Raw genomic sequence first — 12744 nt, forward strand, 5'->3', positions numbered from 1 at the left:
GACCCCCGCTTTCGGCCTGGACGGCCTCGTCCTCAAACGCCGGACGGGCTGAGTAGTTCAGCCCCTCCGGCGTTTGAGGAGCGGGGGTTTGGGGGCGGAGCCCCCAAGGGACGGGAATGGGAAGGGGCGGAGGGGGCGAAAAAACACCCCACCCCCGACCGTAGAATCACGACGTGACCGCCGCCGAAACCCTCCGCACCGCCCTCGCCGGCCTCCTCGACGGCCTCCCCCCGAAGGCAGCCACCCAGGCGGTCGAGCGGCTGATCGCGACCTACCGGGGCCGCACCCCCACCCACACCCCGATCCTCCGCGACCGCGAGGACGTGATTGCGTACGCCGCGTACCGGATGCCCGCGACCTTCGAGGCGGTACGCACGGCGCTCAGCGAGTTCGCGGACGCCGCCCCGGCCTGGGCACCGGACAGCCACGTGGACATCGGCGGCGGCACCGGCGCCGCGACCTGGGCGGTGAACGCGACCTGGGAGGGCACGCGCCCGGTGACGGTCCTCGACTGGGCCGAACCGGCGCTCGCGCTGGGCCGGGAAATCGCCGCGGCGAACCCGGAGTTGAAGGCCGCCGAGTGGCACCGCTCTCGTATCGGAGCGGCGCTCACCATCGAGAGCACTGATCTCGTCACCGTCTCCTACGTCCTCGGCGAACTGACCGACGCCGACCGCGCCTCCGTGGTCGACGCCGCCGCGTCCGCCGCCCAGGCCGTCGTGATCATCGAGCCCGGCACCCCCGACGGCTACGCCCGCGTCATCGACGCCCGCGACCGCCTGATCGGCGCCGGGTTCCGGATCGCCGCACCCTGTCCGCACAGCGCACGCTGCCCCATCGTCCCCGGCGAGGACTGGTGCCACTTCTCGGCCCGGGTCAGCCGTTCCTCCCTGCACCGCCAGGTCAAGGGCGGCTCCCTGCCGTACGAGGACGAGAAGTTCAGCTATGTCGCCGCGACCCGCTTCCCGCCGGCCCCGGCCCCCTCCCGCGTCGTCCGCAAGCCCCAGATCCGCAAGGGCCAGGTACTCCTGGAACTGTGCGAACCCGACGAGTCCCTGCGCCGGGAGACGGTGACCAAGCGCCACGGCCTGCTGTACCGGGCGGCCCGCGACGCGGCCTGGGGCGACGCCTGGCCGCCGCCGCCCCAGGGCGACTAACCCCGCTCCTCCTCCGCACGGTCCTCCGCGTGGCCATCCACGCGTTCCTCCGCACGTCCGTCCGCAGGTCCCTCCGCGCGGCTCTCCTGCAGCCTGCGCAGCAGCTCCCGCTTCTGGCTCTGCGGATCCTGGCCCCCGCCGACCTGCTTGCCCCGGCCCCCGCCGCGCAGCGCCTTGCGGCCCAGGTTGCTGCGGGTTCCGCCGACGCCCAGCATGTTTCCGTTTCCGCCTCGGCTCATCTCGGTCTCCCTCTCCGGTCAGCAACGAGACGGTTCGTCTCGCCAGATGCTCACCACTGTCCGGCGAGACGCATCGTCTTGTCAACCTGATAAATTCGCCCCATGGTCCAGAAGCCGCCCGTCCAGAAGCCCTCCCCGCCCTCGGGCAAGCCCACCCCCGACGCCACCCGCCGCAGCGAGAAGTCCCGCCGCGCGATCTACGACGCCGCCCTCGCCCTCGTCGGCGAGGTCGGCTACCCGAAGACCACCATCGAGGGCATCGCCGCCCGCGCCGGCGTCGGCAAGCAGACGATCTACCGCTGGTGGTCCTCGAAGGCCGAGGTGCTCCTGGAGGCGTTCATCGACCTCAGCGCCCAGGCGGCGGAGGCCGCGGCCCGGCCCGAGATCCTGGGGGAGCAGGCGGCGTACGAGATCCCGGACACCGGTGATCTGGAGGCCGACCTCAAACTGGTCCTGCGTGCCACCGTCGACGAGCTCCTCGACCCCAAGTTCGAGATCCCCTCGCGTGCGCTGGCCGCCGAGGGCGTCGTCAACAAGGAGGTGGGCGTCGAGTTCGTGACCAAGCTCCTCGAACCCCAGCTCCAGCTGTACGTGAAGCGGCTGCGCTCCGCCCAGGACGCCGGCCAGGTGCGCCAGGACATCGACCTGCGCATCGCCCTGGAGCTCTGGGTCTCCCCGCTCGCCCAGCGCTGGCTCCAGCACACCGGCCCGATCACCTACGACTACACGGACGCCCTCGTCGACTACGCCCTCCACGGCCTCGCCCCACGCTGAGCGCTACCGAGACGGCGAGATAAATCACACCAAAGCATGCAAACAGGCCTGATTCCGGCCGAGAGCGCATCGCCCCCACCCACCCCGGATGTCAGCTCTGGCCACCCGGGGCGCAGGATGGTGGGACCATAGGGCAAGACGTGGGGTATCTAGGGCTAGGCGAGGGGATACATGAGCGCAGAGTTCGGCCGCCGCTCAGGCGCGCAGGGCAGGATCTCCCAGTGGCTGCGTGGACGCCGTCCGAAGGAGACCGCCGATGGTGACGGCGGGCGTGAAGCCCTGCTGCTCGCCGCTGCCGCCGCCGGGCTGCCGCTCGCGCAGGCCGCGTACCCCTCCGGGTACCGGTGCTCCTGTGACCGCGTCGGCTGCCCCACCCCCGCGCGCCACCCCATCTCCTTCGCCTGGCAGACCCAGTCCACGACCGACCGCGCCCAGATCGAGCGGTGGGCCCGGCATCAGCCGCAGGCCAACTTCATCACCGCGACCGGCATGGTGCACGACGTCCTCGACGTACCGCTCGACGCGGGGCGCGAGGCGCTGGAGCGGCTGCTCGCCTCCGGTATCGAGGTCGGACCCGTCGCCCAGTCCGGCGCCGACCGCATGCTCTTCTTCACGGCCACCCGCGGTACGCCCGAGGACGAGGACGAGTGGTGGCCCTGCGAGCTGGACTGCCACCCCGAGACGATGGACGAGCACCCGGGCCTGCGCTGGCACTGTCGCGGCTCGTACGTCCTGGTGCCGCCGGCCCAGCTCCCCGGTGACCTCTCGGTCGACTGGGTACGGGGCCCCGAGCACCCCCTGCCGGACCCGCTCACCATCCTCGAAATCCTGACCGACGCCTGCGCCCGCTACGCCGGCGACGGCACGGAGCAGCTGGCGGCCTGGCCCCACCGGGGCTGAACCGCTCGCCTCCGCTACTCGCCCTTCGCCCCCGTCAGCCCCTGCACCCGGCTCAGGAACTTCACCTGCTGGTCCCCCGACCCCTTCGCCGGGTCGAGGACCGCCTCGTTGGCGACGAACTCCAGCGTGAGGGCCTGCTTCACCTCGCCCGTCATCAGGGCCTTGATGTTCGCGTCGGTGACGTTGATGTCGACGCCCTGCGCCGCGGTCTGCTTCTCGAAGTGGCGGGTGGTGAAGAAGACCAGCGCGCCGCCGTCCTTGGTGCGCAGCCCGACGGGGGCGTAGTCACCGGAGTTGAGCGGCTCGTCGACGTACTGCCGGGCCAGGCCCGGCTTGCTCTCGTTCTTCTCGCGCAGGGCCCGCAACTCGGAGGTGTAGGCGCCCGGCGCGAAGGTGTCGCCGCCGCTCGCCAGATAGGTCGCGTACGCCTGGCCCAGCTTGTCCGGCTCGACCGCGAGGGCCGCGTCGTCCGCGGTGACCGGCTGCGCCCAGCCGTCCGCGTCCTTCTCGAACTCCGGTATGCCGTCGGCGGCGAGAACGGTCAGATACGAGGCCTCCCACACGTCGCTCGCGCTGCCCCGGGTGAACACCACCAGCCAACGGGTGTCGTCCGAGCCCTTGTTGGAGTCGGTGTCGGCCAGGAACCAGCGCGGCCAGCCCGCCTTCTCGGGGATGGTGAACTTCGCGTCGGTCAGCTCCAGCGGAGAGTGCGCCGCGTTGCCTGCCGGGCTGTTCTTGTGCCCGGCCTCCAGCTTCGCGCCGTCGATGTCCGCGAGCGGGCCGGTGACCTGGCCGGCGTCCAGCGAGCGGTCGTACGCCTTGTCCGCCTCGTTGTACGCGGTGGTGAAGTCCTTGAGCGCGCGGGCGGCTTCCGCCTGGGTCGCCGCCGGCACGATCTCCCGCTCCCCGTGCACGACCACGCAGCCGCTCGCCGTCAAGGACAGAACGGTCACCGCGCCCGTCGCCAGGGCGAATTGGCCGCTACTACGAAGCCTTCGAATGGTGCGATCCCCGCGAACCCTGCGATCCCTGCTCATCAGGCGTCTTCACCCTCCCCTTCCCGGAGGCGAACCCTACCGGGGCGAGGAAAATCGCGAGAGTCGGGATCAGGTACAGCGCCCACACCGTGACCTGGAGGACGGTCGGATCGGGCTGGAAGTTGAAGACGCCCTTGAGGAGGGTGCCGTACCAACTGTCCGGCGGGATGGCGCCGCTGATGTCGAACGCCTTGTTCGTCAGGCCCGGCAGGAAGTCGGCCTCCTGGAGGTCGTGGAAGCCGTACGCCAGCACGCCCGCGGCGACCACGACCAGCATGCCGCCGGTCCAGGTGAAGAACTTGGCCAGGTTGATGCGCAGCGCACCCCGGTAGAACAGCCAGCCGAGCAGCACCGCCGTGGCGAGGCCGAGCAGCGCGCCGAGCAGCGGCTTGAACGTGCCGTCCTCGGAACCGGCCGCGTGCACCGAGGTCCACACGAACAGCGAGGTCTCCAGGCCCTCCCGGCCGACCGCCAGGAACGCGGTGGCCACCAGCGCCCCCGTGCCCATCAGCAGCGCCGAGTCCAGCTTTCCGTGCAGCTCCGCCTTCAGATGCCGGGCCGTGCGCCGCATCCAGAAGACCATCCAGGTCACCAGGCCCACGGCGACGATCGACAGCGAACCGCCGAGCAGCTCCTGCGCCTTGAACGTCATCTCCTGCGAGCCGTACTCCAGGGCGAAGCCGAAGCCGAGCGAGATCAGCACCGCGACGCCGATGCCGATCCAGATCGGCCGCAGCGCTTCACGGTGCTTGGTCTTCACCAGATAGGCGACGAGGATGCAGACGACCAGGCTGGCTTCCAGCCCCTCGCGCAGGCCGATCAGATAGTTCGCGAACACGGCTACGCCTCCTTGGAGAACAGCGTCCGGCCCCACCAGTCGTCCTTGTCCCGGACGCCCGGTGGGATCGCGAAGACCGCCGAACCCACGTGCTGGATGTACTCGTTGAGCGTGTCGATGGCCAGGTTGCGCTGCACCGGGATGAAGCCGGTGCGCACATCGCGCTGGTACGCGAGGAAGAACAGGCCCGCGTCGAGGCGGCCCAGGCCGTCCGTGCCGTCGGTGAAGGAGTAGCCGCGGCGCAGCAGCGTCGCCCCGTCGTTGGAGTCGGGGTGCGCGAGCCGTACGTGCGCGTCGGGCTTCATCGCCTTCAGGAACGGCTCGTCGCGCTCCTTCGCCTTGCCGACGGGGGCGCCCTCCGCCTTGTCGCGGCCGAAGATGTCCTCCTGCTCCTGGAGCGGAGTCCGGTCCCAGGTCTCGATGTTCATCCGGATCCGCCGGGCGACGAGGTACGAACCCCCGGTCATCCAGGCCGAGTTCTCGTCGACTGCCTTCTCGTCCACCCACACGAACTTCTTCAGCCGGTCGGTCTCCGTCCCCGCGATGTTGCGGGTGCCGTCCTTGAAGCCCATGAGGTTGCGAGGGGTCTGCGCGTCCGGCGTCGTCGAGGAGGTCTTGCCGAAGCCCAGCTGGGACCAGCGCATCACGACCTTGCCGAAGCCGATCCGGGCCAGGTTGCGGATCGCGTGCACCGCGACCTGCGGGTCGTCCGCGCAGGCCTGGATGCAGAGATCGCCGCCGCTGCGGTTCCTGTCCAGGTTGTCGCCCGCGAACTTCGGCAGGTCGACGAGAGCCGCCGGCCGCCGGCCGGCGAGATCGAACTTCTCGAACAGGGACGGCCCGAAGCCGATGGTGAGGGTCAGCCGCGAGGGCTTGAGGCCCAGCGCCTCACCGGTGTCGTCCGGCGGCGCCTCGGCCAGACCGCCGTACGCCCCCTCGCCGACCGCCTGCCCGGCGGTGACCCGCCGCGCCGCCTCGGTCCAGTCCTTCAGCAGCTGTACGAACGCGGCGCGGTCGTCCGTCTTCACGTCGAACGCGGCGAAGTGCAGCCGGTCCTGCACCGGAGTCGCGATGCCCGCCTGGTTCGCTCCGTGGAAGGCGATCGCGGCGCCGGACTCGGCGGCCGCCGGATCCACGTCATTGCCCGTACGGGTCATGGCCACCGCGCCACCGGCCGCGGCGGCACCGAGCGCGAGCCCGGCACCGCCCCAGCCGATCAGCGAACGCCGGGAGGGGGTGGAAGCGCTGGAGGTGTCCGTCATGGTGGTCCCTCGTCTACTTCACGACAGCGGCGGCGAGCTTGGACAGGGGCTCGGCGAGCGCGTTGACCGCGTCCGAGAGCTCCTTGCGGTCGGCGGCGCCGACCTTGTCGTACGAGGTGAACTCGTAGGAGGTCTTGTCCTCGCGGTACTGGTCGAGCAGCGTGTTCAGCGCCGCGAACTGCTTGTCGAGTTCCTTCGTCAGTGCCGCGTCGTTCTCGGCGGCGACCGGCTTCAGGAGGGTGTACGACTCCTCCGCGCCCTCGACGTTGGCCTTGAAGTCGACCAGGTCGGTGTGCGAGTAGAACTCTTCCTCGCCGGTGACCTTGCCGGTGGCGACCTCGTCGAGGAGCTCCTTGGCGCCGTTGGCCATGGAGGTCGGGGTGATCTCGGCGGTGCCGACGCGCTTCTGCCAGTCGGTCAGGTCGGTGACCAACTGGTCGGCGAGCTCGGAGTCGCGGTCGGTGAGCTTCTTGTCCTTCCAGAGCGAGCGCTCCAGACGGTGCCAGCCGGTCCAGTCCGTCTCCGGGTCCTGGCCCTCCTCCAGACCGTCCTCGCGGACGTCGACCTTCGGGTCGATGTCACCGAAGGCCTCGGCGACGGGCTCGGTGCGCTCCCAGCCGATGCGCGAGGGCGCGTACGCCGCCTTCGCGGCCTCCAGGTCGCCGGCCTTGACGGCGTCGGTGAAGACCTTGACCTTGGGCAGCGTCTCGTCGGCCTGCGCCTGCGCGTACTTGCGGTAGGCGGCGACGGCCTTGTCGAGCCGCGGGTCGCGCTTGGCGACCGTGCCGCCGGTGGCCTTGACGTCCTGGCGTATGCCGTCGCCCTTCATGCCGGGCTTGCAGGCGATCGTGTAGTCGCCGGCCTTCACCTCGGCGGTGACCGTCTGCTTGGTGCCCGGGCCGATGTTCTCGCGCTCGGTGACGATCCGGTCGTCCGGGAAGAGGAGGTACATCTCGGTCACCTTGGAGCCCTTGTTCTCCACGGCGATCTCGACGTGCCCGGCGGGGAACTCCTTCTTGGACACCTCGCACTTGGAGTCGGTGGCGGTCACTTCGATGAGGTTGTCACCGCTGGACGAGGCGTTGCTCTTCTCTGTGCAGCCCGTGACGGCGGTCAGGGCCGCCGCGGCGGCGACGGCGGTGGCGACGGAGAGTCGGACGGGGCGCATACGGGCTCCAAGGCGAGGGCTCTGCGGGTTCACGGGGAGTGCATAGATCCAGGTGAGGCCGACCTAACTTATCTGAGGCTTACCTGAGTACTACCCGTCCGTCCAGTGATTCAGCTCTCATGGACGGTGTATGGGCTCGGCTTGATCACGGTGGCTCAATCCGCACCCCATGGAACGGCAAAGAGCGGGTCAAAAGCCGCGGAGTGTCAACCGGATTGTCAACTACCGTCCCCGTAGAGCTGCTTCACGATCGACCTCAGCACCTGGTCCGTGCGCGGCCCGTAGTTGAGGAGCACCCCGTCCTCGACCGACACGACCCGGCGCTCCATCCCGGCCGGAGTCTGCGCGACGCCGGGGATCTTGACGAGACCGTCGATCCCGCCGACCGATTCGAGGCCCTTGGTCATCACGAGGATCGCGTCGGGGGCGGCCTGGGCCAGCGCCTCGGTGGTGATGGCCGTGAAGTCCTTCTCAAGACCCGACTCGGCGCCGGCGTCGACCGCTCCGGCCGCTTCGAGCAGCGAGGTGGCTCCCGAACCCTTACCGCCGATGAGATACACCGAGGCCGAGCCGCGGAGATAGAGGAAGGCGACGCGCGGATGCTCCTCGCGGGCCGGAATCTCCTTGCGTACCGCGGCGATCCGATCCTCCGAGCGCTGGGTGAGCCGCTTCCCGTCGGCCGGTACGCCGAGGGCGTCGGCCACCGCCTGAATGCGCGGGCCCACATCCTCCAGGCCCTGCGCCGGGTCGACGACGAGGACCGGGATGCCCGCGTCGCGGATCTGCTCCATGGCCGCGTCGGGCCCGGTCGTCGTCTCGGCGAGGACGAGGTCCGGCTTCAGCGAGAGCACGCTCTCCGCCGAGACGTCGTGGTTGCGGGTGACGACCGGCAGCTTCTCCGCCTGATCGAAGGTGGCGGTGATGTCACGGGCGACGACCCGGTCGCCGAGCCCGAGCGTGAAGACGATCTCGCTGAGGCTGCCGGAGAGCGGGACGATCCGGTCGGCGGCCCGGACCGTCACCTTCTTCCCGTCGGACGAGCTCACGGTGACGGGGAGTTGGGGCTTCGCGCGGTCTGTGAGGGGTTCGAGACGGTTGGCGGAGGTGGCGGTCTCCTTCGAGGTCTCCTTTGTGGACTCCGCGCTCTCGGCCGCGCCCCCGCAGCCGGTCGCGGCCGTCAGGAGGGCGAGCGCGGACAGCAGGGCGCCCGCCATTCGTGTGCGCCGACGGCGCACGGTCCCGTCCTTCATCCTCGTCCATCCATCCTCTCGGTCTGCTTCCCGCTGCTCCCGGCTGTCTCTGGCCGCGTCCGGTCGCCGCCAGTTGCTTCCAGCCGCTCCGGCCTCTTCCGGCACCTGCCGGGCATAGCTTAGGTTAGCCTTACCTTTCTAGCCATGAGTGGCTGGTTACCGACTGCCGAACCCGGAGGACATCCATGCCCGCGCGCCTGAGGGCCCCGATCACCGCGGTGTGCGTGGCCGCGCTCGGAGCTCTGCTGGGGGCACTGCTCCCCGCAACCGCCGCGCACGCCGCCGGCCGCAGCGTGCAGGGCGGGCGGCTCGACTGGGGCATCAAGTCCTCCTTCCAGAGCTATGTCACCGGGCCCATCGCCAAGGGGAGTTACTCCCTCACCGGCGGCGCGGCCACGGTCGGCAGCAGCCAGTTCCGCTTCCACTCCGCGACGGGCACGTACGACAGCGCCACGGGCGCCTTCTCCTCCTCCTTCTCCGGCGGGGTCCACTTCGTCGGGCACAAGGAGGACGACGGCACCTACCAGCTCGACCTCACGATCAGCCGCCCCACCGTCCGCATCTCCGGCGGCAGCGGCACCCTCTACGTCGACATCACCAGCAAGGCGAAGGGCACCGGGACGGTCACGACGTCCTCACAGGTGCCCTTCGCCTCCCTCTCCCTCGGCGGGATCGACATGAAGGGCGGCGGCAACTCCGTACAGCTCAACAGCCTTCCCGCCACGCTGACTTCGCAGGGCGCCAAGTCCTTCGCCGGGTACTACACGGCCGGGACCGCGCTCGACCCGGTGAGCCTGTCCGCGGACGTGCGGGCGGCGGCCACGCCGAAGGCGTCGAGCACGCCCACACCCACGAAGTCCTCCGTGAAGAAGGAGACTTCGGGCGCCATCGCGAACGGCGCCGTCGACTGGGGCGTGCGCCGCACCTTCCGCGAGTACGTCACCGGGGACATCGCCCAGGGCAAGTGGACCCTGTCCTCGGGAGCCCAGGACGGCGGCGCGCTCTTCCGTTTCGCCGGCGGTGAGGGGACGTACAAGAAGGACGACCGCTCGCTGGAGGCGGAGTTCGAGGGCGCGGTGCGCTTCACCGGCGAACAGGGTCTCGACCTGAGGCTGAGCGGTGTCCGGGTGACCGTCGAGGACGCCAAGGGCACGCTGTACGCCGATGTGACCAGCGAGGACTTCACCGGCAAGAAGGTCGCGCTCGTCACCTTCACGGCGAAGAACCTCACCCCGAAGGACGACCTCGTCGAGCTGACCGAGGCGCCCACGAAGCTCACCGCCAAGGGCGCGAAGGCCTTCGGCGGGATGTATCAGGCGGGCACCGAGATGGACCCCCTCTCGCTCGCCGTCGCCCTCACCGACGACGCGGCCCTGCCCGCGCTGCCCGACCTGGGCAGCTCGGCCACCGCGAGCGCGACCCCCTCGGCACCGGAGACGGCCGCCGAAGCCGAGACCGACACGACCGAGGCCGCCGCGGACACCTCCGACGGCACACCGGTCCTTCCCATCGGCCTCGTGGCCGGCGCCCTGCTGGTGGCGGGCGCGGCCTACGCGATCGCCGTCCGCCGGCGCCGTGCCCGCCAGGCCCCCGCAGTCCCTGATGAGGGCTGAACCCCATTACACCGTCCGCCACTTGGCGGACCACCCATCGAGGAGAACCACCTTCATGTCCGTCAGAGCCCGCCGCCCTCTCGCCCTCGCCGCAGCCGTCGCCACGGCCGCCGCACTGGGTGCCACCGCGCTCGCCACCGCAGGGGCGACCACTGCCGCGGCCGCCGAAACCCCCCTCAGCGGCTACGAGTTGACGTGGGGCATCAAGCAGTCGTACCGCACGTACGTGACCACCTACGCAGGGGGCACCTTCACGGCGACGGACGGCGCCACGCAGGCCGCGGACAACGGCGCGTTCACCTTCGTGGACGGCACCGGCACCTACGACACCACGGCGCACACGCTCGGCCTCGGCTTCAAGGGCAGCCTGAACATCGTCTCCCAGGCGCACGGCTTCGACATCACCCTGTCCGACGTGAAGTTCGACAGCGCCACCACCGAGATCACCGCCGACGTGACGAAGACGACCACGCCGGCGACGGGCGGTACGCCGGTCACCACGAAGTCGGAGGACGCGCCGCTGGCCACGGTGACCGTCACTCGCGACATGAAGGACATGGCCACCAAGCTGACGGCGGAGGCGGCGGACATCCTCGGCAGCGCGTCCTACGCGGACGCGGCCGGCGACCCGTTGACGCTGGTGCAGAAGACGACCTCGCAGTCCCCGGACCCGGACACGTCCGACTCCACCTCCCCGTCACCGTCGAACTCCGACTCGACCTCCCCGTCTCCGTCCTCGTCGAACTCCGAGTCCGCGTCCGCGAGCGCGTCCCCGTCGACGTCTGCCTCGGCGGCCCCGACCGCGGGCGACATCACCGACGGCACGCTCGGCTGGGGCGTGAAGGAGTCCTTCCGTACGTACGTCGTGAGCGGCGTCGCCCAGGGGGAGATCACCGCGTCCGGCGGCGCGACCCAGGCCACCGGCAACGGCGTCTTCACCTTCGTGGACGGCACCGGCACCTACGACACCGACGCCGACACCCTCTCCGCCTCCTTCGAGGGCGCGGTCAACTTCAAGGGCCACGAGGAGAACGGCGAGTACGGCCTCGACCTCACCCTCAGCGACCTCAAGGCGGAACTCGACGGCGGAACCGGCGAACTGACCGCCGACGTCGACAGCCTCGGCGAGAAGTCCGAGGACGTCGTCCTCGCCAAGCTCAAGGCCACATCGGGCCAGTTGACGGTCGAGGACGACGTGATCGAGCTCGACGACGTCACGGCCACCCTCACGGACGCGGGCGCGGAGGCGTTCGGCGGCTTCTACACGGCGGGCACCGCCCTCGACCCGGTGGACCTCGCCGTGGCCGTCGACGAGAACGCCCAACTCCCGGGCGGCGACGACGAGTCGACCACGCCCAGCTCCAGCGCCTCGGCCACCTCCGGCACCACGGGCGGCACGACCGGCTCCACCACCGGCGGCGACACCGGTTCCCTCGCCTCGACCGGCTCCGACGTACCGGCCGGCGCACTCGGCGCCGCCGCCGCGATCACCGTCGCGGCAGGCGCGGGCGTGGTCCTCGCGGTACGCAGGCGCCGCACGGTGTCGTAGTCCCGCATCCCCCAACTGGCGCGACTGACGCGACAGCCCGCCCCAGCCCTGGCCGCCTTCCGGCGGCTGCGTGGGCTGGGGCGGGCTCGTTGTGCGAGTGGTGTTTGAATGCTGGAGTGACTGATTACGACGTGCTGCGGGTCTTCTGTGGGCCCGGTGGGCGATACGGCAACGAGCTCGGGGTCGTTCGTGAGGGATCCTTCATGCCGGACGTCGAGGAGCGGCAGGCGTTCGCCGCGAAGCTCGGGTTCAGCGAGACGGTGTTCGTGGACGACCCCGAGCGCGGGGTCATCGACATCTACACGCCCACGCTGCGGCTGCCGTTCGCCGGGCATCCGTGCGTCGGGGTGGGCTGGCTGCTCGATGTGCCCGAACTCGTCACGCCCGCCGGGGTGGTGGGGGTCCGGCTGGACGGTGAGTTCAGCTGGATCGAGGCGCGTCCGGAGTGGCCGGAGCCGCGCACGCTGCGTCAGTACGCCACGGCTGGCGAGGTGGACGCACTGCCCGTGCCGCCGGCGGGTGAGTGGATTTTCGCCTGGGCCTGGGAGGACGAGGCCGCGGGGCGGGTGCGCGCCCGCGGGTTTCCCGGGCGCGGGGACGGCATCGCGGAGGACGAGGCCACGGGGGCGGCGGCTCTTCAGCTGACGGCTCGGCTGGGGCGGGCGCTCAACATCGTCCAGGGGGCCGGGTCCCAGATACTTACCGCGCCGCAGCCGGGGGGTTGGGTTGAGGTGGGGGGTCGGGTGCGGTTGGTGCGGGGGTGAGGGAGGGGTGTTATCGCCCCCGCCGCCCCTACCCGTCCCATCCGTTCCTGGGGGCTCCGCCCCCAGACCCCCGCTCGCCCGAAGGGCTCGTCCTCAAACGCCGGACGGGCTGAAGACTCTCCGGCTCGGGCAGGATTTTCAGCCTCTCCGGCGTTTGAGGAGCGGGGTCTGGGGCGGAGCCCCAGGAGGATGG

The 12744-nt window shown here is 70.6% G+C and carries 12 protein-coding genes; 6 read left to right on the plus strand and 6 right to left on the minus strand.

Features of this window, described 5'->3' with window-relative positions:
• Positions 1-173: 173 nt before the first annotated feature.
• On the plus strand, positions 174-1157 hold the full coding sequence (locus tag OG266_RS31995) for a small ribosomal subunit Rsm22 family protein (RefSeq protein ID WP_371549930.1): 984 nt from the start codon (positions 174-176) through the stop codon (positions 1155-1157).
• Here OG266_RS31995 and OG266_RS32000 read toward each other — a convergent pair.
• On the minus strand, positions 1154-1396 hold the full coding sequence (locus OG266_RS32000) for a DUF6243 family protein (RefSeq protein ID WP_371549931.1): 243 nt from the start codon (positions 1394-1396) through the stop codon (positions 1154-1156). The genes OG266_RS31995 and OG266_RS32000 overlap by 4 nt on opposite strands.
• 102 nt (positions 1397-1498) lie before the next feature.
• On the opposite strand from OG266_RS32000, the gene OG266_RS32005 reads away from it, so the two are divergent.
• Together OG266_RS32005 and OG266_RS32010 are read left to right on the plus strand one after the other, a co-directional pair.
• Positions 1499-2170 (plus strand): TetR/AcrR family transcriptional regulator, encoded by a 672-nt coding sequence (locus OG266_RS32005; RefSeq protein ID WP_371549933.1) that lies wholly within the window; start codon positions 1499-1501, stop codon positions 2168-2170.
• A 171-nt stretch (positions 2171-2341) separates the two neighbouring features.
• Positions 2342-3070 (plus strand): bifunctional DNA primase/polymerase, encoded by a 729-nt coding sequence (locus OG266_RS32010; RefSeq protein WP_371549935.1) that lies wholly within the window; start codon positions 2342-2344, stop codon positions 3068-3070.
• Positions 3071-3084: 14 nt separating this feature from the next.
• Here the strand turns inward: OG266_RS32010 and OG266_RS32015 are convergent, their stop codons facing one another.
• The 5 genes from OG266_RS32015 to OG266_RS32035 form a co-directional block, all read right to left on the minus strand.
• A complete protein-coding gene (locus tag OG266_RS32015; protein WP_371549937.1) occupies positions 3085-4107 on the minus strand; it encodes a hypothetical protein in 1023 nt (340 codons plus the stop codon).
• Positions 4055-4945 carry an iron uptake transporter permease EfeU gene (gene efeU / locus OG266_RS32020; protein WP_371549938.1) on the minus strand — a complete coding sequence of 297 codons (891 nt, stop codon included), beginning with the start codon at positions 4943-4945 and terminating at the stop codon, positions 4055-4057. Before efeU ends, OG266_RS32015 begins: the two co-directional genes overlap by 53 nt.
• Before the next feature lie 2 nt (positions 4946-4947).
• A complete protein-coding gene (gene efeB, locus OG266_RS32025) occupies positions 4948-6207 on the minus strand; it encodes an iron uptake transporter deferrochelatase/peroxidase subunit (protein ID WP_371549940.1) in 1260 nt (419 codons plus the stop codon).
• Between the two features lie 13 nt (positions 6208-6220).
• Complete coding sequence (gene efeO / locus OG266_RS32030; RefSeq protein WP_266464670.1) at positions 6221-7375, minus strand: iron uptake system protein EfeO; 1155 nt, start codon at positions 7373-7375, stop codon at positions 6221-6223.
• A gap of 218 nt (positions 7376-7593) precedes the next feature.
• A complete protein-coding gene (locus OG266_RS32035) occupies positions 7594-8625 on the minus strand; it encodes a hemin ABC transporter substrate-binding protein (RefSeq protein WP_371549941.1) in 1032 nt (343 codons plus the stop codon).
• Between the two features lie 185 nt (positions 8626-8810).
• On the opposite strand from OG266_RS32035, the gene OG266_RS32040 reads away from it, so the two are divergent.
• From OG266_RS32040 to OG266_RS32050, 3 genes are all read left to right on the plus strand, one after another.
• Complete coding sequence (locus OG266_RS32040; protein WP_371549943.1) at positions 8811-10238, plus strand: HtaA domain-containing protein; 1428 nt, start codon at positions 8811-8813, stop codon at positions 10236-10238.
• 55 nt (positions 10239-10293) lie between these two features.
• Positions 10294-11787, plus strand: a complete 1494-nt coding sequence (locus OG266_RS32045; RefSeq protein WP_371549944.1) for an HtaA domain-containing protein — start codon at positions 10294-10296, stop codon at positions 11785-11787.
• A gap of 116 nt (positions 11788-11903) precedes the next feature.
• Positions 11904-12551, plus strand: a complete 648-nt coding sequence (locus OG266_RS32050; RefSeq protein ID WP_371549946.1) for a PhzF family phenazine biosynthesis protein — start codon at positions 11904-11906, stop codon at positions 12549-12551.
• The last annotated feature ends 193 nt before the right edge of the window (positions 12552-12744 follow it).

This window comes from Streptomyces sp. NBC_00554 (genome assembly GCF_041431135.1).
Classification (GTDB): Bacteria; Actinomycetota; Actinomycetes; order Streptomycetales; family Streptomycetaceae; genus Streptomyces.